20 protein-coding genes are annotated in these 23,704 nt (G+C 71.5%); 8 read left to right on the top strand and 12 right to left on the bottom strand.

All coding sequences use genetic code 11. The features are described from left to right. The first annotated feature begins 87 nt into the window (after positions 1-87). Complete coding sequence (locus ACE1OC_RS40515) at positions 88-1,542, top strand: hypothetical protein (RefSeq protein WP_407841277.1); 1,455 nt, start codon at positions 88-90, stop codon at positions 1,540-1,542. A 219-nt stretch (positions 1,543-1,761) separates the two neighbouring features. On the opposite strand, the gene ACE1OC_RS40510 is transcribed toward ACE1OC_RS40515, so the two are convergent. Together ACE1OC_RS40510 and ACE1OC_RS40505 are read right to left on the bottom strand one after the other, a co-directional pair. Further along, the gene (locus tag ACE1OC_RS40510) at positions 1,762-2,334 is read right to left on the bottom strand and encodes a DUF4240 domain-containing protein (RefSeq protein ID WP_407841276.1); all 573 of its coding nucleotides are present in this window, start codon (positions 2,332-2,334) and stop codon (positions 1,762-1,764) included. 488 nt (positions 2,335-2,822) lie between these two features. Beyond that, on the bottom strand, positions 2,823-3,458 hold the full coding sequence (locus ACE1OC_RS40505) for a hypothetical protein (protein ID WP_407841275.1): 636 nt from the start codon (positions 3,456-3,458) through the stop codon (positions 2,823-2,825). 193 nt (positions 3,459-3,651) lie between these two features. Between ACE1OC_RS40505 and ACE1OC_RS40500 the strand changes: the two genes are divergently transcribed. The 3 genes from ACE1OC_RS40500 (at position 3,652) to ACE1OC_RS40490 (ending at position 7,358) form a co-directional block, all read left to right on the top strand. Then, positions 3,652-4,743: an ATP-binding cassette domain-containing protein gene (locus ACE1OC_RS40500; protein ID WP_407841274.1), complete on the top strand. Its 1,092-nt coding sequence runs from the start codon at positions 3,652-3,654 to the stop codon at positions 4,741-4,743. A gap of 466 nt (positions 4,744-5,209) precedes the next feature. Then, positions 5,210-6,700 (top strand): NUDIX domain-containing protein, encoded by a 1,491-nt coding sequence (locus tag ACE1OC_RS40495; protein WP_407841273.1) that lies wholly within the window; start codon positions 5,210-5,212, stop codon positions 6,698-6,700. A gap of 70 nt (positions 6,701-6,770) precedes the next feature. Continuing rightward, positions 6,771-7,358, top strand: coding sequence for a hypothetical protein (locus tag ACE1OC_RS40490; protein ID WP_407841272.1), 588 nt, complete (start codon positions 6,771-6,773; stop codon positions 7,356-7,358). Here ACE1OC_RS40490 and ACE1OC_RS40485 read toward each other — a convergent pair. Next, the gene (locus ACE1OC_RS40485) at positions 7,349-7,837 is read right to left on the bottom strand and encodes a DUF4265 domain-containing protein (protein ID WP_407841271.1); all 489 of its coding nucleotides are present in this window, start codon (positions 7,835-7,837) and stop codon (positions 7,349-7,351) included. The genes ACE1OC_RS40490 and ACE1OC_RS40485 overlap by 10 nt on opposite strands. A gap of 271 nt (positions 7,838-8,108) precedes the next feature. Here ACE1OC_RS40485 and ACE1OC_RS40480 point away from each other — a divergent pair, with 271 nt between their 5' ends. Next, complete coding sequence (locus tag ACE1OC_RS40480; protein ID WP_407841270.1) at positions 8,109-8,600, top strand: dihydrofolate reductase family protein; 492 nt, start codon at positions 8,109-8,111, stop codon at positions 8,598-8,600. Positions 8,601-9,031: 431 nt separating this feature from the next. On the opposite strand, the gene ACE1OC_RS40475 is transcribed toward ACE1OC_RS40480, so the two are convergent. Together ACE1OC_RS40475 and ACE1OC_RS40470 are read right to left on the bottom strand one after the other, a co-directional pair. Next, complete coding sequence (locus tag ACE1OC_RS40475; protein ID WP_407841269.1) at positions 9,032-9,220, bottom strand: hypothetical protein; 189 nt, start codon at positions 9,218-9,220, stop codon at positions 9,032-9,034. Positions 9,221-9,381: 161 nt separating this feature from the next. Continuing rightward, positions 9,382-9,690 (bottom strand): hypothetical protein, encoded by a 309-nt coding sequence (locus ACE1OC_RS40470; RefSeq protein ID WP_407841268.1) that lies wholly within the window; start codon positions 9,688-9,690, stop codon positions 9,382-9,384. A 264-nt stretch (positions 9,691-9,954) separates the two neighbouring features. Here ACE1OC_RS40470 and ACE1OC_RS40465 point away from each other — a divergent pair, with 264 nt between their 5' ends. Further along, the gene (locus ACE1OC_RS40465) at positions 9,955-11,214 is read left to right on the top strand and encodes a Gfo/Idh/MocA family protein (protein WP_407841267.1); all 1,260 of its coding nucleotides are present in this window, start codon (positions 9,955-9,957) and stop codon (positions 11,212-11,214) included. Between the two features lie 120 nt (positions 11,215-11,334). On the opposite strand, the gene ACE1OC_RS40460 is transcribed toward ACE1OC_RS40465, so the two are convergent. The 3 genes from ACE1OC_RS40460 to ACE1OC_RS40450 all read right to left on the bottom strand — a co-directional run bounded on the left by ACE1OC_RS40460 (position 11,335) and on the right by ACE1OC_RS40450 (position 14,033). Further along, positions 11,335-11,706, bottom strand: a complete 372-nt coding sequence (locus ACE1OC_RS40460; protein WP_407841266.1) for a hypothetical protein — start codon at positions 11,704-11,706, stop codon at positions 11,335-11,337. Between the two features lie 84 nt (positions 11,707-11,790). Then, the gene (locus tag ACE1OC_RS40455) at positions 11,791-13,170 is read right to left on the bottom strand and encodes a hypothetical protein (RefSeq protein WP_407841265.1); all 1,380 of its coding nucleotides are present in this window, start codon (positions 13,168-13,170) and stop codon (positions 11,791-11,793) included. A 551-nt stretch (positions 13,171-13,721) separates the two neighbouring features. Beyond that, positions 13,722-14,033, bottom strand: a complete 312-nt coding sequence (locus tag ACE1OC_RS40450) for an EthD family reductase (protein ID WP_407841264.1) — start codon at positions 14,031-14,033, stop codon at positions 13,722-13,724. Positions 14,034-14,258: 225 nt separating this feature from the next. Between ACE1OC_RS40450 and ACE1OC_RS40445 the strand changes: the two genes are divergently transcribed. After that, positions 14,259-14,555, top strand: coding sequence for a winged helix-turn-helix transcriptional regulator (locus ACE1OC_RS40445; RefSeq protein WP_407841263.1), 297 nt, complete (start codon positions 14,259-14,261; stop codon positions 14,553-14,555). Between the two features lie 454 nt (positions 14,556-15,009). On the opposite strand, the gene ACE1OC_RS40440 is transcribed toward ACE1OC_RS40445, so the two are convergent. Both ACE1OC_RS40440 and ACE1OC_RS40435 read right to left on the bottom strand, forming a co-directional pair. Further along, on the bottom strand, positions 15,010-15,723 hold the full coding sequence (locus tag ACE1OC_RS40440) for a response regulator (protein WP_407841262.1): 714 nt from the start codon (positions 15,721-15,723) through the stop codon (positions 15,010-15,012). Next, positions 15,720-16,886, bottom strand: coding sequence for a sensor histidine kinase (locus ACE1OC_RS40435; protein ID WP_407841261.1), 1,167 nt, complete (start codon positions 16,884-16,886; stop codon positions 15,720-15,722). Before ACE1OC_RS40435 ends, ACE1OC_RS40440 begins: the two co-directional genes overlap by 4 nt. Before the next feature lie 273 nt (positions 16,887-17,159). Here ACE1OC_RS40435 and ACE1OC_RS40430 point away from each other — a divergent pair, with 273 nt between their 5' ends. Beyond that, on the top strand, positions 17,160-18,080 hold the full coding sequence (locus ACE1OC_RS40430) for a hypothetical protein (RefSeq protein ID WP_407841260.1): 921 nt from the start codon (positions 17,160-17,162) through the stop codon (positions 18,078-18,080). A 22-nt stretch (positions 18,081-18,102) separates the two neighbouring features. Here the strand turns inward: ACE1OC_RS40430 and ACE1OC_RS40425 are convergent, their stop codons facing one another. Both ACE1OC_RS40425 and ACE1OC_RS40420 read right to left on the bottom strand, forming a co-directional pair. Then, the gene (locus ACE1OC_RS40425) at positions 18,103-19,860 is read right to left on the bottom strand and encodes a hypothetical protein (RefSeq protein ID WP_407841259.1); all 1,758 of its coding nucleotides are present in this window, start codon (positions 19,858-19,860) and stop codon (positions 18,103-18,105) included. Continuing rightward, complete coding sequence (locus ACE1OC_RS40420) at positions 19,857-23,660, bottom strand: vWA domain-containing protein (RefSeq protein WP_407841840.1); 3,804 nt, start codon at positions 23,658-23,660, stop codon at positions 19,857-19,859. Before ACE1OC_RS40420 ends, ACE1OC_RS40425 begins: the two co-directional genes overlap by 4 nt. Positions 23,661-23,704: the final 44 nt, after the last annotated feature.

Here is a 23,704-nt window from a genome sequence, read left to right as displayed (position 1 = left end):
CAAAACAAACAGCCTCCGAGCGCCCCATCCCCACCCGAGCCGGTCCATCTGCCGCCCCGCGCAGCGGCGTTGGTACAGTCCGCGATCATGGGGAGAAACACCTGGCTGACCAGGACTTCAGGTGGGGGCGCGCTGCTTTCCGCAGTGCTGGCTGTTTGGACGCTGCTGCTGCGGGCGGGCATGTCCGTGTACCGGCCGGACGTGGCCGTACTCGGGGCAGTGGCTCTGGTCCTGGGCGCCGTATGGGTGTGGTCGGGTTCCCGGCCGGTCCCTGTTGCGGCCCCCCGGCAGGCCGATCCCGCACCACCGCCCGCACGCCTGCCCGTCGAGCCGCAGTGGATCCGCCGCATCACACCGTGGCTGCTGGGCGTGGCCGTGGTACTGCCCGCCCTGTCCGTGGCGACGGAGCTGGCGATCAGGCCGGACGGCGACGACCTCAGGCGCATCGCCGCGATACAGAGGGCCGGCGCCGAAACCGCCGAGGGCAAGGTCGTCGACGTTCACCGGCTGACGAGGGACGACCCGAAAGTCGCGATGTTCAGCGGTGACGTGACGGTCGAAGTCCCCGTCCTCGCCCCGGACGGTCAACGGGTCACTGGGCGCGTCGAGGTGCGCAACGGCCACTTCGGGATGGAGGGAGGGGCGAGCAGACGCAGCTCGCCCAGACCCATGATCGTCCTGTACGCCCCTTCGGCACCCGAACTCGGCGGCGTGGTGGACTACTCGGGCCAGGTCGGCCGGTACGCGGCGACGGACTCCCCGCTCGCGTTCTCCCTGCCGCCCTATCTCACGGTGGGCGCCTTCGTTCCCGGCGGCCTGCTGCTGTTCATCTGGGTGATGCGCGTGACCTGGTACGCCCCGAAGGCCGACGCTGCCGCCCGGACCCTCCGCGAGGACGCGGCCGGCGGATCGGCCCTGCCCGCCGTCCGTGCACGGATCACCTCGGCCCGGCGCGGCGACCACGTGTCGCTCGGAGACGTCGACGGCACCGTCCGCGTGACCTCGGACCACAAGCTGCGCTTCGCACTGGAGGACGGCTCCGAGGTACTGGCCGCCAACCGCGGCGGCCCGCCCCACGCGCTCGCCCTGCTCGCGGCCACCATGGGCGAACGGCCGGGCTGGCTGTGCGGCGCCCGCAACTGGCGCCTGATCAGGAACAGCCAGCCGGTGGTCTTCGTCACCGACGAAGGCGAGGTGGCCTGGCTGGAAGTGGACCGCGCCGACTTCGAGCGAATCCTCGCTCCCGCGACCCCCGTACAGCCCGACCCGAACCGCAGTACCGTCCTTGCCCCCACCCCCACGACTGTGCTGCCGGGTGCCCATTGGCCCTGGCTCGGCGGCCTGCTGCTGTCCTATGCCCTCGCCACCTACGTTCTGCTGGTCCCGATGTCCTGGGGCGCCGCACAGGCCGCGACCGCAGCCGCCGCAAGCGCCGCCGTCGCCGCCTTCGTCTTCCTGGCCCGCCGCCGGGTGGCCCTGACGGACCGCCTGGGCCACTGGGAAGTCCACGAAACCCGCGACCCGGAACTGGGCCCGGCCTAGTACTGCAACTGCGGTTGAGGTGACGAGGTCGCAGCTTCATGGGCTGCGGCCTCGTTGCTTGTAGTGGCTCTGGTGGGCCGTTTCGGTCCCCCCAGGACCTCCAGAACCGCCCGGCTGGCGCCGACTGGATCGACGACGCGGAGTTCACCGCCACCGGCGCGGCTTCCTGTTGTGCCAATGGATCCGCCAGGCCGAGGTGGACGCCCCGAAGCCGAAGGGTCACGGGTTCGTGGAAAGGAACAGGGCGGCCAGACGGGGAAGCCGGCGGCTCATCTCACCATCGTCGTCGAAGTCGAAATCCTCGCCCATGTCAACGACGCCGTCGTCCTGTGTATCAGCCCCGCGGAAACTGCTCCAAGCTTCGTAGAAGGCGTCCTCATCGCCGGTGATCCGTGCGAACGCGCCACTGGCCGCGTAGTTCACGTCCTCGTAGAACAGCACCTCGGAGCGGTCCCGGAGATTGGCCGCCTGGATCGCATCAGGGTGTGCGGCGAGGCTGTCGGGGGCTGTGTTCACGCGCTGGTACCAGACACGCCCCAAAGCGATCACACCAGCACGGAAGTCGATGAAGCTGTCGTCGGAGCATCCGCCCCCGATGAGATAGCCCGCCGCCCACACGTCCCAGCGGTACAGGGCGTCATGTGCCTCGTCGAAACGTTCCGCATACTCCAGGATCTCCTGGCACGGTCTCTCCGCGAGGTGCTTGACGAGGACTTCGTCGAACGGCTCACCTGCTTCTGCGGCCCCGACCCGTGCGGCCTCGATGATCCCCCAGAACGCGTCGATGTCCATGACCGCGCACTCTGCCACGGCCCTACGACAATCGCCCAGGCACCAGTCTGCACTTGGCTCCGCGGAACTCCGGCCAGAGCCGAAATTCGGGATCGACATCCACCATCCGCACCGAAACCACGGTATCGGCTCCGCATCACCGCGGCCCCGGAGGGACGCGGCCGGGGACGGGTGGGACATCCCTTCACGGACGCCGGGCGGATCGGATCCGGGACGCGAACCGCGCAAGCGATTTCTGACAGTCGACCTCACCGACCGGCTGCTTCCAGCCAACCTCCGGGAGCCGTCGCCCCAGCAGCACGGCGGTTCCCGGGCATGATCAGCGCCCACATCAAGGAGGCCGCCACCACGAGGTCGGCCAGATCCCGCTACTCCAGCACCCAGCCTGCGCTCTACTCACTCACTCCAGTCCCCCGCCTCTCGCGTCCGGCCCACCTCACTGTGGAGACGCGCTTCCTCGTCATGCGCGAGAGCGGTCGAACTCAGCTCTACAGACTGCTAGTTGAAGGAGATCTCGCGTGTCCGAGCAGCAAGACGTGCAGCAGAAACCCGTCGCGGCCCCCGCACCACCGGAGTTCAAGTACACCTGGGGCCAGCACAACGAGACGATGGAAGCCCTGTCGCTCAGGCAGATGGCCCGGCGAGTCCCGGCCGCCTTGAAACAGACCTCGCAGCTCGCCCTCGCGGTGAACCGCAGCGCCTTCTACGTGCTGGTTGCCGCCCAGATCCTTGGCGGGATCTGTACGGCTGCAGCACTCGCGGCGATCTCCGAGGCGATGGTTCCCCTGCTGGCCGGCGACGGCGTCCAGGAACGCATCTCGGCCGCCGTCTGGCCGCTGGTGATCGCGGCCGCGATGACCGCCCTCGGCGCGCTCTCCTCGATCGCTTCCGGCAGCGCCGCCCGCCGGCTGAATCCCGGCATGGCCACCCTCGCCGATCTCGCGATGGTCGACGCGCACATGGACGTCGAGCTCGAGGCCTACGACGCCCCGGACTTCACCGAGCGCTCCGAGGCGGCCGAGACGGGCTCCGCCCGCTCCGCGATGCTGCTGCAGGACGCCCTCGGGTTCACCGGCGGTCTGATCGACATGGTCGCCGTCGCCTCCGTGCTCGCTCTCGTCCACCCGGTCCTGCTGCCGCTGCTCCTGCTGTCGGTGGTCCCGCGCGGCCTGGGGTCCGTGTACGCGGCCCGCCTGGACTACCGCCTGCACAACGCGACGGTCGCCTCGCGGAACATCAAGCACATGATGCGGTGGCACCTGACGACGCCGAAGCTTTCGGAGGAGCTGCGCGGCAACAGCATGCGGCCGTACGCCCATGCCTGGTACGCGGCGGTCTGCGAGCGCATCGACTCCCGGATGGTGTCCTCCGCCCCCCCAGTACCTGGTCGTCTACCTGATCGCCGCCGCGTGCTCCGGGGTGTTCGTCGTCGCCACGTACGGCGCGCTCGCCGCGCTGGCGGTCGGCGGGTACATGGCCATCGCCGCGGCCGGCACGGCTATCGTCGCCATGCGCACCTCCACCGCCGCGCTGTCGCAGCTGGTGGTCTACGGGGCGGCGATGTTCCAGCACGCCCTGTACCTCGGGGACTACACGAACTTCGTCAAGGAGGCCGCCGCGATGTCGGGGCCGCGCGGCCCGCAGGTCATCGAGGGCGGGCCGGAGAAGATCCGGCTGGAGGAGGCCACCTACACCTACCCCGGCAAGGACGAGCCCTCGCTCGGGCCGGTCTCTCTCACCCTGACCCGCGGTGAGGTCATCGCCGTCGTCGGCGAGAACGGCGCCGGGAAGTCCACTCTGATCCGCCTGCTCACCTCCCTGACCGTCCCGAGCTCCGGCGCGGTCTCCTGGGACGGCATCCCGACCACCGACTGCGACCAGCGCACCGCCTGGCAGCATGTCGGCCTGGTCACCCAGTCCTACGGCTACTGGCCGTTCTCCACCCGGGAGAACGTCACACTCGGGCAGCCCGATCCCGTGCGGGGCGAGGAGGCCGTCTGGGATGCCCTGAGCGCGGTCGGCATGCGCGAGGCCGTCGAAGCGTTCCCCCAGCAGCTGGACACCCTCCTTGCGCGTTCGATCTGGGGCGGCCACGAGCCGTCGGGTGGGCAGTGGCAGCGCCTCGCGTGTGCGCGGGCGTTCCACCGGCGGCCGCGCCTGCTGGTCATGGACGAGCCGACCTCGGCGATGGACCCGCGCGGCGAGCACATGGTCTTCACCGGCCTGCGGGACATGAAGCAGGACCGGATCACGGTGATCGTCACGCACCGGATGGAAAACTGCCGCCTGGCCGACCGCGTCATCGTCCTTGACGGCGGCAAGATCACCGAGCAGGGCACCTACGACGAGCTGGTCGCCGTGGAAGGGGGCCGTTTCAGGGAACTCGTCGATCTTTCGCAGGACCGATGACCCGCTAGCCCGGACCTCTGGAGGTCTCCACCTTCGGAGACCTCGTCAGGCACCCCGCCACCGCACGGCTGACAGGCCGGCACCCGCCCGAAGCGCGCAAGCCGCTGATCGAGTGCCGATCCACCGTCTCCACTCGAACGCGTGAGTTCCAGACCACCCAGCCCCGTGCGACCCGCCCCGCACACCGCAGCCGCATATCCGTTCGATGAATCATCCGTTCCCGGCCGTTACGACCCGGGGCTGGGCGCGTTTTTAGAGCACCAGTGCCATCACGCCATCCAGTTGAAGGACGCCGTAGGGGCCGACATCAGCACCGGGCAGCAGCCCTTGGGAATCGAACATTCCTGAGCGGTGGGCCAGGTATCGAACCCACGACGGTCCGCCTGACGGCCAGTGCCCCGGCTCTGCGCCCTGTCGGCACCTCCAGCCCACCGCTCCCTTCATCCGCCATCTCCGTGAGGTCACCTTGCCGCCCTCCACCGCCCACATCCGCTCTCTTGTCACCGCCTACCTGGAACAGCACCCGGCCGAAGCGCCCGCGCTCGCACCGCTGTTGCGGATGCTGGACGAAGCCGCCGAGCCCACCAGCCGTTCGACCGTGCCGGGGCACATCACGTGCAGCGCGGTCGTCGTTGACCACGACCGCCGTGTCCTGCTCATCCACCACAACGTCTTCAGGCTGATGCTGGCGCCAGGCGGGCACGTCGAGGCAGGTGATCGCTCGCTGTTGGAGACGGCGCTGCGCGAGGTCCACGAGGAGGCCGGCATCCCGCCCAGTGCCCTGTGCGCCACCTCCGCCTACGGCCCCCTGCCCATCGACATCGACGTCTTCGACATCGACGCCAACCCGGTCAAGAACGAAGGCGCTCACCAGCACTGGGACTTCCGCTTCGTCTTCCATCTGGTGGACAGGGACGTCGAGGTCACCGTGCAGACGGAGGAGGTCTCGGCCGCCGAGTGGCGCCCCTTCGACGAGGTCACGGCCCCGCAGCTGCGGGCGAAGCTCTTGGCCTCCGCACTCGACGGCCGGATCGAGCCGGTCAACGCTTCCACGCTGATCCACGACGGCCGGGGAAAGTACCTCCTTCATCTGCGCGATGAAGTCGACGGGATCTGGGAGCCGGGTGCCTGGTCACTTCTCGGTGGCGGCCGTGAGCCAGGGGACGCCTCGCTGGAGGCCACGGCCCGGCGCGAGCTGTGGGAGGAAGCCGGACTCGCCCTGCCGGTGCTCGAGCCGCTCGCCGTGGAGATGGCCACCGGAACCAATGGAATGGCTGTCCCGGTCCAGATCTTCTGCGGCCGGTGGACCGGCGATCCGGCCGGCGTCGACCTCCGAGAGGGGGTCATGGTCGCCTGGTTCAGCCCCGAGACGATGCCCCGCCTCCGGCTGAGCCCGTCCACCCTCGACCTCGTGCGCCGTCACGCGGCCGGAGCCGCCTCCGACACCCACCCCGATCCGCAACTGTTGGCTGTCGCGGAGCGGCGGCCCAGGTCACGGGCGGGCAGCCCGCCTGGCAGCAGCGTCCCGCACATCGTGGGCGTCCACCTCTATCTCCAGCGCGAGGACGGCAAGGTCCTCCTCGGGCTGCGCCACCCCACCTCCGCGTTCGCAGCCTCCACCCATCACCTGCTCGCCGGCCACTGCGAGCAGGAATCGGCCGTGAGCTGCGTGGTCCGGGAGGCAGAAGAGGAGGCCGGACTGCTGATCGACCCGGACGAGGTGGACCTGGTCCACGTGGTGCACATGGTCGACGCACCCGGGGCGCAGCCGCGGATCGGCCTGTTCCTCCGTGCCCGGCGCTGGCAGGGCACGCCCGAGGTCCGCGAGCCGGACCGCTGTACGTCCTGGGACTGGCACGACCCGAGTCGACTCCCCGACCCCATCGTCCCGTACGCGGCGGCAGCCATCGAAGGCATCCAGGCCGGCCGCGTCTACACCGAACTCGGGTGGTCCTGACCTGTTCCCGGCGCCGCAGGCCGCCCGAGCCGTTACGGGTGCTGAACCTGAGTACCGGGCCCGGTGTGACGTGCGCGGTCACCTCCATGATCTGTGGGGCGCAGCACGTGGTCTCCCCGGACAGCAGCGTGCACGTCACCGAGGCCGCAGGCGTGCACCTGGCCCGGCTCGGGCAGCATCCGACGCTGGTCACGGGGCAAGGCGAGGACGGCTGGCCGGCCTGGCATCGTACGACCGGATCTTCGCCTCCTACGCGGTCCCCGCCGTACCGGCGCCCTGGATCGAGCAACTCGCGCCCCAGGGTCTCGCGCTGGCCCACATCGCCTCGGGATCCCCGTCCCGGCCCGCGCTCGCGGTCATCTCCAAGACAGCCGCCGACGCCGGGACGGGAGAGCTGCGCCCGACGCGCAACGGGCACCGGGCCGGCCACGGGTTGCCGCGCCTCTACCTGTCCAAGCCGTTCCGGGAGCGGATCGACGTGGGTCAGGGCGCCGTCGTCACCCGCGGCCGACAGGAAGTTCCGGCACTGACCGAGCGGGCCTTCTGGCTCGCGAACGACGCCTGCACCCCGGCGCGGTCCGCTTCGCCGTCGACAGCGAACCACCTGCGCCGGACGCCGAATTCTGAGCGCCAGGCTCAGCGGCGGCGTCAGGTGTGAGCGATGAACGGTGTCGCGCCGGCCCACTCCCAGAAGGCATCGCCGGCGCTGACCGCCGACTCCATCACAGCGAAGAGGCTGGAGGGCTCGGTGTTCGGCGGGATGTCGATGGCGACGAAGCGGTCGCCGTTCCACTCGCTCAGGAGTCCCGCCTGCCTGATCTCGGCCCTGATCCGGTCTGCCACCTTCTGGAGGTCGCCGCCTGGCAAATCGGGGACGAACATCATCCGCAGTGCCCGATGCCCGGACGTCTCGACCAGCTTGCTGACGTAGCTGAGGTCCGTCAGCAGCACAGTATCGCCGAGGGCGAGTCCGTAGGTGAAGAACGGGATGCAGGCGACCTCGTAGGTCCCGTCGGCGACAGCCTGGAGCCAGAGCTGTTCGACTTGTCCGTCCAGGCCAAAACCGGCCAGGTCGACCCGAGCTATGTAGTTGCTCGCGGAGCGACCGACTGGATCGTCGTGAACGATGAACTTCATGACGTCATCTCCTTGGCGGCTCCGGCCTGACATGATGCCGTAGTCGATCAACGGGACCTCCTCCGGTGTCGTCGGTCACGGGCGGCGAAACCGCTCCGGAGGATGAGAGCTTCCGCTTACTCCAGATAGAGAGCTGCCAAGCAGGGCAGTCGGCGCTTCATTCCGCCGTGATCATCGACATGTTCCTATCGAAGATCCAGGTGGGGTCCAACTCCCGGTAGCGGATGGTGGGTGGGGTAGTGGGGGGGCTGATCACCGGTCGTCGAAATATGTGCGTCCCAGGCGATGCCCAGCATGTCCTCACCCTCCAGGTCGACACCGGCAGCCGCGGAGGCTTGAATCAGGCGTCCTGAGCACCACCCCCCTTGGGGACGCCGACCTCCGCATCTCCGTCCACCGCTCCCTGTACGAGCTCCTCCCCGACCTCGACGAGCGCGGGATCAAGCACGTCCATCCCGACGGTGGCCGCCTGATCCAGAGCTTCATCCTGGCCGGACGCGTCGACCGGTTCATCATCAGCTTCACCCCGGTCCTGATCGGCGCCGGGCACCGCCTCTTCGGCGACCTACCCGAAGACGTCGCGCTGCACCTGGACTCGGTTCACCGACGTCGGCGGCTTCGCGCAGCTGCGCTACATCGTGGAGAGGTAAACACGGCGCAGGGCCTGAGAGGCCGTGTTTCCGCCGACCAGGCAACGTGGAGGTCGAACAGGTTTCCCACCAGGGTCATCTTCTGCCCAGGCCCAACTGTCGGGCGTGGGTGATGTCGGCACAGCTTGCCGACTGGGCTGGACTGCAGTCTCGCCTGGTGTCGTTCGTGCCATAACGGACCTGACTCGGTGTCGAGTTCGGCGATCACATCGGCCGAGAGCACTGTGATCCTTCGATCGCTGATGGTCGCTGCACGAGACCCATTCCCCACCACACGAACATGATCAAGGATCGAGCCCCAGCACCGCACCGCCAACCATGCGCGAGCTCGCACGGTGTCCGTGACCGGCACACTTCCCGAGGACTCGTCCGAGTAGCTGCCCGAGACGGCCAGCGTGCTGAACCCGGGCGCCGCCGCACCAGCCGGCGAGTCGGCGCCACGAGGAGCTCTGCCCAAGCCTCCCGGCAGACGCAGTCCCGTACTCAGGCACCGCGCGGTTTGCGGCCCACCGTCTGCTTCGCGGCCTTCTTGGCCGCGAACCGTTCAGTGCCACCCGGTATACCCGTCCAAGTGCCCTCCTCCGGTATCCGCGCCCATGAGCCCGACCACGAAGAGCACCACCACGATCAGCGCGAGCAGCACCAGCCAGAAGCGGTCTTCGAAACCCGTACTGCTCGGGCTCCGTGGGCGATCGGCGTCCGGGCTCTCTCTGTCGCTGTCCTCGTTGCTCATCCCGCACCCCTTCCATCCGTATTCATGGCACTGCACCAGGCGGTCGGCGTCAAGCCTGCCGGCGCCCCTGCCGACGCCAGCTCTTGCTCGTCAGCGGATCACTCAAGGTCCCTTACGTTGTCTGCAGAACAGGGCAGCCTTCGTATGGCTGGCCGGCCCGGTCAGTACTCCTCGTCGGGATAGCCCCAGTGAACCTTCGCGCTCGCACCGTCTGCCACCTCTGCGACAGTCGCCGCGAAGAGCCCTTCGAAATGCGGGCGCCACAGGTAGAAGCGGCTGATCCCGAGCGGAAAGTCGGATTCGCCGGACACGAAGAACGCGCCGTCGTCGTCCACCGCCACCCCCAGGGACACCTGGAGGATGAGCGACTCCTCACGCAGCAGCTCCTCCAGAGCGCGGACGATCTCCCGGGCCTGCAACTCACCCGTGACACCGGTAACGGTGAAGGCTAGATCAATGTTGACTGACATGGGAAGAGGGTAGAAGGCACGACTGACAGCGCCGGACGACGGTCCGACACATCGCACCCGCCGTTGGCGGGAAGCGGTCAACCTGAGCATTGACGCCGCTGGTGAAGGGCCGACGACAGTGTGTCGATCACGACGACGTCGCGGCGCCTGTGCCTCCGTCGTCTCCTATCGGGGGCTGTGCCCTCAAGTGGGCACGGGAAAGCCCCTAGAGCAGAGCAGTGAAAGCGAATCTATGCCGGCACTCGACCGGTAGCCTCCGGGGCCATGGCACCTTTGTCTCTGATCGTCGTCGGCGCGGGCGACCGCGGTTCCGGGCACGCCCGTTGGGCGCTGCGTCATCCCGACCGGGCGCGGGTCGTCGCCGTAGCCGAGCCTCGCCCGACGCGGCGTCAGCGGTTCGCTGCAGAGCACGGTATCGCCGCCCTCGGGGCAGTCGAGGACTGGCGGGAGCTGGCGGCGCGCGGCCGGATCGCCGATGCCGTGCTGATCTGCACGCAGGACCGGCTGCACCTGGAACCCGCCCTGGCCTTCGCCGAACTCGGCTACCACATCATGCTGGAGAAGCCGATGGCGCTGGACGAGCCGTCATGTCGCGCCATCGTCGCCGCGGTCGAGCGGGCCGGGGTGATCCTGGCCGTCGGCCACGTCCTGCGCTACACCCCCTACACCGAGGCACTCAAGGGCGTTCTCGATTCCGGGCGGCTCGGTGACATCGTCAGTGTCCAGCACACCGAACCGGTCGGCCACTGGCACCAGGCGCACTCCTTCGTACGCGGCAACTGGCGCCGCGCGGACGAGGCCACCTCCATGCTGATGGCCAAGTCCTGCCACGACCTGGACTGGCTCCAGTACATCGTCGGACAACCACCCACCCGCGTTTCCAGCTTCGGCCGCCTCTCCCACTTCACCCCCGCCAACCGCCCCGCCGGCGCTGCCGACCGGTGTCTGGACTGCTCCGTCGAAGCGCAGTGCGCCTTCTCGGCCAAGCGCATCTACGGTGAGCGGCTGGCCGGGGGCGATCACGGCTGGCCGCTGTCCGTGGTCGTGGAGGAGCCGACCGAGGAAGCGCTCGACACGGCTCTGCGGTCCGGCCCGTACGGCCGCTGCGTCTATGCCTGCGACAACGACGTGGTGGACCACCAGGTCGTGTCGATGGAGTTCGCCGACGGCGCGACGGCCACCTTCACCATGACCGGCCTCAGTCAGATGGCCAACCGGCGCACCACGGTCTTCGCCACCCGGGGCGAACTGCACGGCGACGGCACCATGTTGCGCATCCACGACTTCCTCACGGGTCAGGACGAGACCATCGACACCACCCCCGAGGGCGACATGTCCGCCGGTGGTGGCCACGGAGGAGGCGACGCCGGGCTGATGGACGCTTTCGTCACGGCCGTCGCGACCGGCGACGCCTCCCTGGTCCGTTCCGGACCCCACGAATCCCTCCTCAGCCACCTCGCAGTTCTCGCCGCCGAACGCGCCCGGCACGCCGGCACCGTCGAACAAGTCGGCATCAGCACATAGCCCCCGCCGAGGCACGACGCACCCCGGACTTCTGCCGGCTCGAGCGCGCGGTACCCCGACCAGGGTCACCTTGGGTCCGAGGTCGTTATCTGGTCGGCGAGGTGACCCGCACGCGGCTGGCTAGACCCATCCGTCGTCGAGGTGGATCGTCCAGGTTTCTCCCACTGCTCTCTTCAGTTCGACCATGGCCGCAACGTCCGTGATGACTGCTGGTGCGGCGGACAGCCGCAGCGGGGAGTCCGGGACACCGTTCCGGGTGTAGGTCGGCAACTCGCCGTCACAGCTGAAGGCGTGGAGCGGCTGGGGATCAGGGTTGAACCATGCGGGGCGATGTTCCTCCGCCCACGCGGCTGCGGCGTCGACGCGGTTCACTTGCGCCAGCAGGTACTCGGGGGCGGGCCCGCCGCTGAACTGCACGAGGAAGCCCTCGGTGTCGACGGCCCACCAGTCCCAGGTCAATCCAGGTCGGGGGTGCCGCAGGACCGTCGCCATGCCGCCACCGTACCTACGCGGGCACAAGCCCGGGGAAGGTGATCCACAGGAAACGCCCTGGGAGAGTCGAGCCAGGGAGATCAGTCAGAGCACGTCTACGTAGTCCTCGCGCCCGTTGGACGCGTAGTGCGTCGCCGGAGCGTCGACGTAGCGCATCTGCCAGGTCCCGTCCTGCTGCGCGGTGACCTTCCTGCTGAAGGTGCCGTTGGCCAGCGTTGTCGCCGTGCCCACCTGCTTCCAGGCACCGCCGGGCGCGGCCGGCTTGAAGTAGATCCGGACCGTCTGCCCGGCTTGCGGCTTCCAGTCGGTGCCGATCTTCTGGGTCAGCAGACCCTTCGCGGTGATGGACGTGCCACGGCGCACGCCCTCGGGCGTGACATCGTCACTCGTGATCCTCGTCAGCCGACGGCCGAGGCTGACGGGCCGGCTCTCCGTCGGGGCCACGTCCGAACGGCCCCCGTGGACCAGTCGCCACAGCGTGGACTCTCCGGCCGGCCACCGTGTCGCATGGGTGAACGTCTCGCCGTACGTCGTCATGAACTTCCCGGCGTACTGCCAGGTCTTGCCCTTGTCGGCCGAGTACTGGAACTGGATCGTCGCGGAAGTACCGGCCGGCACGGTGCCCGCGTTCACCACCAGCTTTCCGGTGAAGGTGACCTTCTGGAACTTGTCGACGCTTCCCTTCAGCCCTGAGAAGGCGCTCAGGTGCGTGGCGTTCACCGAGAAGTGGTACGGAGCCACGGGCTCGAACCACGGGCTGGAGACCTGCACCGTCATCTTCGCGCCGGGTGCGACCCCGTAGCCGATGTCGAAGGAGCCGTCGGTGCGGGTGTTGTCGTGCCCGTTGCCGCAGTCCCCACCGTCCTCGACGACGACACAGCCGTCCCTCGTGACCGAGACGCGCGTCGTCGACACCGGCTGCTCCGTGCCGTCCTCGGCCGTGCGGGTGAGGGTGCCGCTCGCGCGGAGCATAGCTCCGTACCGTCCGGTCGCCACCGGGCCGGGCGACGTCACCGTCAGCTTCGCCTTCTGCTTGCGGACCTGGAGGACGACCTCCTTGGAAACCCCCCAGTCGCCGACGAGCCTGGCCGACAGAGCGGCCTTCGGCTCATTGCCGTAGAACCCGAAGGGGCCGGTGAAACGTCCCTCCCCATCGGTGGTCAGCCTCGACGGCTCGATCGCGGTCGGGTACAGGGCGACACCGGCGCCGGCGAGCGGCTTGACCTCGTGGGTGTTCGGGTCCTCCGCAACCAGCGTTCCCGAGGCAACGCCGGACCGGCGGTCGTATGACACCGTGGACACGGAGGAGGTCAGGCTCGTGAACCGCGTGTTGACGGCGAAGTTCAGGGTTCCCGGCAGCACGCCGACCTGCTCATCGCTCTTGCCCTCGTTGCGCACCAGCTCCATGTCGTAGACGCCCATCTTCACGTCGAGCCGACCGGGTGCCGATCTGTACGTGCGCATGTAGCACATCTCGTCCTGACACTGGCCGCCGGTGAACCCACCGACCCGGCCCACCACAGGACCACCATTCCTCTCCCGCACCCGGACCGTGAGATTCCCGACCTCTGCCGGGGTGTCCCCGGTGAACAGGTCGACGTGGACCACCCCACCGGAATCCACGGAGCCGAAGACCTCCCCGCTCAGCGGGCTGCTGCCAGCCTGCGCTGACGGTGCGACAACCAACGAGGACACAACCATGGCAACGGCAGCGCCCAGCACAGCAACGGACCGTTTGGCCGTGATTCTCTTCAAAAGAATGCCTCCGCGAACGAGAAGTGGCTTATCAACACCCGTTCGACACCCGAAGCACAGGGATGGTTGCCCCACTCAGCGGACCAACATCAAAAACTCACCCAACCCGCCGACCCGGGTCGTGATGCCCGCCGGGTCGTCGTCAGTGACGGCCGTGGGGCTGCCGCCCCGGCCGTCGCGCCGCACGCACGCATCAACCACCGTGACATCAGGCCGGGACATCGGCCGACCGAACGCGTCCAGGAGCGTGCCGGCCTGTCTCAGCCGGTGCCGTCCTGGAGCGGATAGTGGACGATGACCACACCGCCGCTGGCGTAGTTGGCGACATCGGCGGACAGCCGCCGGCCGTGCGGCGAGGCCAGCGCCGCGTCCATGGCGGCGGCGTCGGCGAAGTCGGCTTCGAAGACCGCGAAGTACGGCGCCTCTCCCTCGAGCGCCGCCACGTCGAAGCTGTAGCGCCACGCAGGCGGGCCGGGCCAATTCGTGACCAGCGGGAGGTGCTTGGTCACGTAGTAGTCGCGGAAGTGGTCAGGGTCGGCGGGCTCCGAGTACAGGACGACGAGCTTGTGCATGACGACCTCCGTCCAGAGACGTCGGCGTGAGCCGTGCACCGTCCCGGTCGGTGCACGGCGGTTCAGGCAGGGCCGTCCGCAGCATCGGCTCTCCCGTCGGGTTCGTTTCGAAATCAGAAACGCCGGGATGGATGCCAGTGTTTCGAATAACGAAACGCAAGGAGGGTCATGTCGACACCGCGCCCAGGAACACCGGTTCGTGGATCGACGACCGGCCGTCCGCTCATGGCCGCGATGGACCTGTTCGGCCGTCGGTGGGCGCTGCGCATTCTCTGGGAACTGCGTGCGGGTCCGCTCGGCGCCCGCGCGCTGCTGGCACGGTGCGAAGGGCTGTCGTCCAGCGTCCTCTACCAGCGGCTCCGCGAGCTCACATCGAGCGGGATCATCGCCCCCTCGGCCGATGGCTACGAGCTGACCCGGCTGGGAACAGCACTCCGCGATGCCCTCCATCCGCTCGACGAATGGGCGATCGCCTGGGCGCAGGAGCAAGAACACAACGATCAGGAGCCCACGGAGACGTGAAGATCACGCCCGACCAGGCGGAGCGGTGACCTGACGGGACGGACGCCGACTCGGGATACGGGCCCTCGCGGCCCGTGAGAACCCCTCGGTCGCCGTCTCGTCGAAGCGTCGTAGATCAGGCGGGGCACGATGTGGCCCCCGCCCGCCACCCGGCACGCCGCCACACGTCCCCGGCCCGCACCCGTGGGAGTCCCCCTTGCGTCTCAGCGCAGCGGCAGCTTGGTCCAGCCGCGACCGAATCGCCAGCGCCGCCCGGTCCGCAGGTGGGCGACGATCGCCCAATGCCGCGAGATCGCCGGAGCGTTGCTGCTCCTGATCACCGCGGGTGTGCTGGCGGCATCCACGCAAGCGGTAGCAACCCACGGAGCGATCGGGTCACGGCCCTACGATCGCCCGCTGAACCCTTGCCCCGACCGGCGGCGGTGCCGTTTGCCCCGGGCGGGCGGGCCGGGCGTCAGGTCGGCATCAGGCCGGTCTGGTAGGAGATGGCCACCGCTTGGGCCCGGTCACGGGCGTCGAGCTTGGCCAGGATCCGCTTGACGTGGGTCTTGACGGTGGACTCGGCGAGGGAGAGCAGCTCGGCGATCTCCGTGTTGGACAGGCCGTGCGCGACCTGCCGCAGCACCTCGCGCTCCCGGGCGGTGAGTCTCTCCAGGCGGGCATCGGACGGAGGGTGCGTACCAGGGGCGGGCTGGGCCGCGAGGCGGGTGAAGACGTCGCGGGCGACGGCCGGGTCCAGCACGGCCTGACCGGCCGCGACGGTCCGTACGGCTTCGATGAGGCGTTCGGGCGAGGCGCGTTTGAGGAGGAAGCCGCTCGCCCCGGCCCGAATCGCACTCCATACGTACGCGTCGTGGTGGAACGTCGTCAGGATCAGCACCCGGGTCGGCAGACCGGCGGCCGCGATCCGCCGCGTTGCCTCGACCCCGTCGATGCCGGGCATCCGTACGTCCATCAGGACGACGTCGGGCGCGAGTTCGTGACACAGGCGGACCGCTTGGAGGCCGTCCGTCGCCTGCCCGACGACCTCCAGGTCGTCGTCGGTCCCGAGGATCAGGGCGAGGCCCGCTTGCAGCAGGGTGTCGTCGTCGGCGACGACGACCTTGATCCGGCGCCGGCAGGAGTCCGGGGCCGGGGATGCCGCCGGTCCGATGGCGGGCCCCGTCATCGGAGCGGGAGCCGGACGCGCAGGCGGAACCCGCCGTGCTCGCCCTGCCCGTGTTCGAGTCGGCCGCCGAGGATCGAGACCCGTTCCGCGATGCCGAGCAGCCCGCGTCCGGGCGCGTAGCCGTTCCCGGCGCCGTGGCCGTCGTCGCTGACCTCGATGTCGAGAAGGTCGCCCACGCGACGGACCGTCACGTCGGCGGTCTCGGCGCGGGCGTGCTTGACCGTGTTGGTGAGCGCCTCCTGCACGATCCGGTACGCGGACATGTCGATGCTGCCGGGAAGCTCGGCCCCGCCCGGCTCCACCCGCGTCGCCACGGTGATCCCGGCCTGCTCCATGCGCGACGTGAGCCGGCTCAGGTCGCCGAGCCCGGGCTGCACGGACGGGGAGGTGGCGGTGTGGCGCAGCAGGCCGAGGACCCGGTCCAGTTCCTCCAGCGCCTCGCGGCCGGAGTCCTCCAGCTGTGCGAGCACCTCGCGCGCCCGTTCCGGGTCACGGCTGAGGAGCCGCCTGGTGGCGCCGGCCTGGACCAGCATCACGTTGACGGTGTGGCCGATGAGGTCGTGCACCTCGCGTGCCATGCGGGCTCGTTCGCCCGCGACCACCTCCGACCGCAGTCGCAGCTGGGTGGCGTCGCGCTCCTCCAGCCGCCGGGCGGAGCCGAAGCCGATCGCCCACACGAGCAGCCACAGGAAGAGCACCCCGGCGGGCACCGCGGACCAGGAGGGGCGCTGCTCCTGCCCGGTGAAGTAGGCGATCATGCCCAGGAATGCCGCGAACGGACCGCACCAGGCGCGGATCCGGCTCGCGTGCAGGCCGAGGGAGTACAGCCCGATCAGGTTCGCGTACGGGGAGACCGTGTTCTCCAGACCCCACAGGGCTTCGACCGACAGGGCTGCGGTGCCCACCAGGTACGAGGCCAGGGGAGCCGTCCTGCGGGAGGCCAGCGGTCCGGCGACCGCAGCGCAGATCAGGACGGCCCGCGTGGTCGTCCCGCTGTCCGCAGGTCCGTCCGGCCCCAGCAGTTCGACGAGCATCACGGCGAAGAAGACCGCCGCGAGGACGGCGTCCGTGACCACGGTGCGCGTGAACGGGGGCCGGCCTGCCGGCAGCGGCCGGGCGCGGGACGGCCACCAGGCGGTCGGGCGGGTCACGTGTCGGTGCATCGCGGCCGAGGTCCTTCCAGCAGAGGGCGTGCGGGCGCGGGAAGCCGACTGCCCTGTCGCCCGCACGCTAGCCGGGGACCGCGGGGTGCGCATCGTCCCAGTGGGGTACTTCGCCCCGGTCGGGCACCCCGCCGGGGGTCCTGCGGATGCCCCCGGCAGAGGACGCAGCCGAGGCGCCGCCCTTCCTAGCCTGGCGGCCACTCACCAGCGCCGGCCTCCGGAGGACCTGTGAACCACGCATCGGCACGACTACGCACCTGGCATCGCCCACTGATGCTCAACGCCGCACTGATGTTTGCCATTTCGCTGGTCGCCGCCGTCGGCATCCTCGTCGACGACCGGCAACTCATGGGCGAGTCCGTCTGGTTCAAGCCGATGAAGTTCGCATTCGCCTTCGGCGTGTACGGGGTCACGCTGGCCTGGCTGTTGAGCCGACTGGCCAAGGGCAGGCGGCTGGGCTGGTGGACGGGCAGCGTCATCGCGGCGGCCGGGGTGATCGACGTCTGCGCCGTCGCCTACGCCGCAGCCCACGGCACGTACAGCCACTTCAACGAGAACACCGACGCCGTGGCCCGCAAGGTCGGCACCGCGTTCTCCATCGGCGTGATGCCGCTCCTCGCGGCCACCCTGGTCATCGCGACACTGGTCCTGTTCCAGTCGGACGAGGACCGGGCACTGCGCATCGCCCTCGGCGCGGGGCTCGCGCTGGCCGCGGCCGGCATGGCCGTGGCGGCCTGGCTCAACACCCTTGCCGCCGAACCGCGCACCGTTGCGGACGCGGCCGGGAACCCCGTCGTCCTGAGCGGCGGCCACGGCATCGGCGATCCCGACGGCCACGGCATGCCGCTCACCGGCTGGAGCCTCACCGGCGGAGACCTCCGCGTACCGCACCTCGTCGGCATGCACGCCATCCACGTCCTGCTGCTGCTCATCGTCCTCATGCACCTGTCCGGCACCCGCCTCGGCCGACCGCTCGGCAACCGCGTCCGGACGCGGCTCGTCGGCGGCTTCGCCCTCTGGTACACGGGGCTGTTCGCGGTACTCACCTGGCAGGCGCGACGCGGCCAGTCCGTGGCCCACCCGGACCAGCACACCCTGGTCGCCCTCGCCGCGGTGACCCTGCTCGCCCTCGCCGTCACCTCGCTCGGCCTCGCCACCGCCCGGCGTCCGAAGCGGCCCCGAGCAGCCTGCTGAAGGCGCCCCGGTGCCCCGGCACTCACCGTTCCTGTTGCCATGCCGCCGCACACAGCGATGCCTCGGCCGCCTCCGTGTACAGGGCCGCGCCCAGCCAAGCGCGGGCGAAGTCGGTCGGGTCGGCGGGGAGCAGGCGGCCGAAGGGGTCGCGGGCGCGCCGGGTGGCGGTGCGTTGGAGTTCGGCCAGGAGATCGGCGGCGGTGGGGAGGGCCGATCGGCGCAGCTGCCCTGCGTCGGCCGGCGACGATCCGGGGACGGCCAGGAAAGGGCGTCCGGCGGCGACGGCCTGTTCGAGGCGGCGGCGCATGAGGTGGAGCGGGGCCTGGCCCGCCTCCCCGCCGGTCGGAACCTGTGCGACCGGCGGCGCGGCGGAGGGGAGGTCGGCACGTTGCAGCCGGTCCAGGCCCAGGTCGACGCGCCGTGCGGGATCCGCCGGGTGGGCGGCCGCCAGGAGTCGGAGGCCGGGCCGGGAATCCGGGAGGAGGCGGCCGACGACGCGCAGGCGCGTGCCGGGCAGGGCGGCCAGCATCCGGAGGTTGTCGCGGTACGCCAGCGCGGGATGGTCGTGGGCCGCGGTGAGGCGGAGCGTCAGGTCGCCGCACGTGGCGAGGAGGCAGTCACCGCCGGTCTCGCGGGCGGGGCCCAGGATCGTCACGTCGAGGAAGAGCAGATCGGCGCCCGGTGCCTGGGAGTTCAGGGCCCGCGCGACCTGTTCGGCGGCAGGCGGTGCCCACAGGGCGGCGAGGGGTTCGTCCGTCCAGGCCGCGCCCGCCGCCTGGACCGCCTTGACCCCGGCGCCCGCGCCGAGGCGGCCGGTGGGCGAGACGGTGGCCCCCGACAGGGCGAGCCCCGCGTGGGACAACTGCCGGTGGGTGAGGGCGGTGTCGCCCAGGCGTACGGTACGCCCGGCTGCCGCCGTGGCTCGGCCGGGGCCGCCCGGGGCGATGTCCGAGACGGTGTAGAGGCGGCCGTCGGCGGCGGCGGTCCAGGTGATGGCGCCCGCGTAGCCACCGGCGGTGATCAGGGGTTCGGTGAACAGGCCGTACAGGCGCAGGGATCCGTCCGGTACGTAGGTCTGCCGGGCGGTGCCGCGTAGGGCGGCCAGTTCGGGTCCGGTGGCGTCGGGCAGCCGGTGGGCGGTGCCGAGCAGTTCGAGGACGGCTGCCGTGAGGTCGGCGAGGCGGTGGGCGGGGTCGGCGGAGCGCGCCGAGCGCAGCGCGGTGACGACGGAGACTGCGGCCGCGGCCGGGCGGGGCAGGCCGGCGAGCTTGGCGGTGTGGGCGGCCCGCAGCAGTTCGGACTGCAGGACGGCTCCGGCGCCTTCGATGCCCGTGTCGAGCAGGGCGGCGCCCGCTGTCCACAGCTGGCCGGCCGCGGCACGCTGCTCGGGGGTGGCCGTGCTCTCTTCGGCCTCCGGCGGCTGAGGGGGTCCGGCGTCCTCGTCGGGGGACGGTTGCCCGGCGTCCGGGTCGCAGGACGGGTGGGCCACGGGGTCGGCCACCGGCGCGGCGGACGCGATCGCTGCCCGGTGCAGGCAGCCCGGGGCGAGCAGGCAGCCGCAGCGGATGGCGTCCGCCGTGGTCACCACCCCGGCGGGGGCGTGGAGTTCCAGGCCGGTCTCGTCGTCGACCGTGATCCGTACGGTGTCGCCGTCGCGGGTGACGGGCCGGTCGGCGATCTTGGTGATGGCGGCGTCGAGCCGCTTGCGCAGCCTGGGCGAGAGCGCGCCGACGATCTCGGCGGTCACCGCGGGCGCGACAGCGGGCAGGTGCTGGCTCATGCGATCTTCTCCCCTACCCAGCGGGCGAGTTCGAGCGGGCTGAGGGCGGCCACCGGCATCCCGGCGGCGACGAGCTGCCCGGCGACGCCGGTCGAGTACCGGGGACGCCCGGAGTCGTCCAGGCTCGCGCAGCCGAGTACGTGGCACCCGGCTCCGACGAGGGTGCGTACCTCGGAGAGGAGCCCGCCGACCGGGTGGCCTTCCTCGAAGTCGCTGATCACGACGATCAGGGTGCGGGACGGCACGGTCACCAGGGTGCGGGCGTGGCGCAGCCCGGCGGCGATGTGGGTGCCGCCGCCGACCCGTACCTCCAGCAGCAGGGACAGCGGGTCGTGCACGTGGTCGGTCAGGTCGATGACCTCGGTGGAGAAGGCGAGGAAGTGGGTGGAGACGGTGGGCACCCCGGCCAGGACGGCGGCGGTGAGGGCCGACCAGATGGTGGAGGCCTCCATGGAGCCGGAGACGTCGGTGACCAGGACCAGCCGCCAGTCGGCGGCGCGCCGGGCGCGGGAGCGGAACACCGGGTGCTCGGGGATGACCTGGACGCTGCCGTCGGGGGCCCGGCGTGCGGTGGCGAGGTTGGCGCGCAGGGTGCGGGCCAGGTCGAGCCGGCCGCCGGGGCGCCGGCTCGGGCGGGGCAGCGTCATGCCGGTCAGGGCGGGGCGCAGCCGGGTGGCCAGCTGCCGGGTGAGTTCGTCGACGAGCCGGCGGACCAGGGGGCGGAGTGCGCCGAGCCGGGCCTCGGGGAGGCCGCCAGCGTGCTGGAGGACCGTACGCAGCAGGTCGACGGAGGGGCGGACGCTGTCGGGGTCGAGTTCGCCCAGGACGTCGCGGCGGCCGGACGCGGCGGCCGCGGCGAGGACCTCCTCGCGGATGCCGGGGCCGAACAGGGCGGACAGTTCCTCGGACCATTCTCGGACGCCGGGGTAGGGCGCCTGGCGGCCGCCGCGGTTGCCCGCGCCGAGATCGCCGCGGGAGCCCTCGCCGCGGCCGGTGCCGTACAGCTCGTCCAGCGCGGTGGCCAGCGGTGCTGCCGATGGCGGCAGTTGGTCGGTGCGGCGTCCGAGTACCAGCCGCCAGCGGTCCGCGGGGGCCAGGACGCGGTCCGGCGTGGGTGCGGCCTGCCCGGCCGCTCCCCCGGATGCGGCGGGCGCTGCCGGGGAGTCTGCCGGCGGCGGGCCGGGCCGCTGCGCGGCCGCGGGGCCCGCGGTGGCGGCGGGTGCAGCTGCGTCCGGGGCCGGTGTCCGGCCGGGGGTGTGCGGTGGCGTACCGGTCGGGTCGGGGGTCGCGGGCTCCGCCGCGAGGGCGGGTGACGGTTGGCCGGGGTGGTGGTCGCGGTCGTGCGGCTTCGCGGACGGTCCGGAGCCGTCGGGGCCCGCCGGGAGGGCGGGGGGCAGCAGGCCCAGTCGGTCCAGCGTCGCGCGGGCGGCGAGGTCGGTGCGGGTCCACAGCGCCAGCGCGGCCGGGTCGATGCCGTCCGTGTCGGTGACCCGGCCCGCGGCGTCGCCGAGCCGGTCCTCCACCGCCGTGAGCAAGCGGTCGCGGGAGGCGGGGCTGAGGGTGTCGAAGCCGCCGCGCAGTGCGGGCAGACGGTCCAGGAAGGCGGTGTCGCCGAGGTCGGTGACCCGGTCCAGCACCGGGTCGAGGACGGGCGCCATGGTCTCCAGGAGTGGGCCGGCTGCGGTGAGCAGGCCGGTGAGGCGGGCGGTCAGCACGGTCCGGGTCGCGGCGTCGGTGGCCGCGTCCACCCAGGACGCGGTACGGGTCCCGAAGGCGTGGGCGTCCTCGTGGCCGAGCAGGACGCGGACGGCTCCGGCCGCGGCGGACATCAGCGGCGAGCCGTCGGCGGCCAGCCGGGTGAGGGCGTCGGTGAGCCGGATCCCGCCGAAGACGTCCGCGCGGTGGGCGAGTTCGAGCAGTGCGCGGGCGTCGTCGGGGTCGTCGGAGCCGGTGAGGCCGTCGACCTGGCGGACGGCGGCCGAGGTGAGCAGTTCGCCGACGGCCGTCGATCGCGCGGCGCGGTCCGGGTCCGCGCCGAGTCCGGCGATGTGGCCGGCCCGGATGCGGTCCAGCAGGCCGAGGGCGGCCAGCAGTTGGGGCAGTGTGCCGGTGGCGGGGACGCCCTCGCCCAGTTCGGTGAGTCGTTCGTCGGCCAGCGCGGGCAGTCCGCAGGCGGCTGCCTGGGCGAGGCCGTCGATGCTCTGGGCGGCGGTGGGCCCGCCGTCGTCCTGTTCGGCGCGGCGCCGTTCGCGCAGCAGGCCTTCGGCGGCCTGGGCCGGGGTGACGCCGCGTACTCCGGCGGCGGTGAGCATGGCGGCCGTTGCCGGAGTCCACCGCACTTCCCAGCGGGTGGTCACGGCCTCGCCGGCGCCCGCGCCCGTCACGGGCGTCGACGTGGCGTAGGGGATGTCGCAGACCGTCAGCCGGCGCAGCAGGAGTTCGCGACGGCGGTCGAGGTCCGAGCGCAGGGGGTCGAGCCGCAGGTCGCGGGCGGCGGGGCCGGTGTCGGCGGGGCCGGGCAGGCCGAGGGCCGCGACCTCGTCCTCCACGGCCGGTGCCAGACCGCTGCGCGGGGCGGCGGGTGCGGGCCGACCGGAGCGGGTGCCGACCAGGACCCGTTCCAGCGAGCGGGCGACGGCGCGCCCGCGGCCGAGCGGCTCGCCCTGGGCCAGTACGGTCTGCACGGCCTCGATCAGTTCGCCGCGGCCGGGCGCGGGCAGGCCGCGCAGCCGGGCGAGGTCGCCCGCCAGCCGGACGATCTCGCGGGCGTCCGCGGGACCCGAGGGGTGGTCCTGCGCTCGCAGTTCGCCGCAGATCCGTACGGCCGTGGTGAGCAGTGCCTCGTCGATGGCGGCCGGACGGCCCGCCGCCTCCAGGACGAGGTGCTGCCATTCGGGGTCGCGGATGCCGGCCGGGTAGCCGGACCGCTCGTCCAGCAGCGGATAGGTGTACGGGATGAGGGAGACCGTCCAGGCCGGACCGCTGGAAAACGCGTCCGCGGGCGGCACCGGGCCACTCCCGGGGCCCAGCAGGGCCGGGGTGTGGAAGGCGCCCACGACCACGGCCGCCCGGCGCCCGGCGGCCGTGGCCTCGTGGATCCGGGCGCGCATCCAGCGCTCGCGGGCGAGGTCCGACGCGGCCACCGCCCCGGCCCGTTCGGCGTCGTGCCGCAGCGCCCAGCCCGTGAGCAGGGCGGCGCGGCGCAGTGCCTCGGGCGGGGAGCCGGGGGCGGCGGTCTCCACGAGGCGGTCCCACAGGTCCTCGCCGGGACGGCCGGTGAGACGGGCGGTGAGCGCCTCGCGCAGTCCGGGGCCGTCGTGGCCCGCGGCGGCCGGGTGCCGGGGTTCGTGGCGGGCCTGGTCGGACAGCGGCAGGTCGCAGGCGATCACGGGGATGCCGTGGCGGGCGGCCCAGCGCAGGGCGACGAGTTCGGGAGAGAAATCGGCGAACGGGTAGAAGGCGGGCCCGCGCCCGTCCCCGCCGGAGGTGGCGGCGGCGGGGACGGCTGCCAGGGCGACGGGGGCCCGGGTGTCGGCGTGGGCGAGCCAGGGCAGCCACTCCTGCAGATCCGCGGGCAGCTCGACGAGCAGCACCTCGGGCTTCGCCGCGTCCAGGAGTTCCGGCATGACGGCGGCGAGCGACGGCGCGTGGTGGCGTACGCCGATGAGGTACGGGGCGGTGGGATCGGTCAGGGCCTCCACCGCCTCGTCCGGAGTCATGGCCGGGGTGGTGAAGTCGAACGGGCCGGTGGAGTCGGACGGGGCGGTGGAGGCTCCCACAACGGTGGAGGCCTCCGCCATGGCGGCGGTATCCGCAGGGGTGGCGGGAGCCGCAGCGGTGGCGG

Origin of the sequence: Streptomyces stoeckheimensis (genome assembly GCF_045822005.1) — a bacterium.
Taxonomy (GTDB): Bacteria; Actinomycetota; Actinomycetes; order Streptomycetales; family Streptomycetaceae; genus Streptomyces; species Streptomyces stoeckheimensis.
This window is presented reverse-complemented; position numbering and strand designations above follow the sequence as displayed.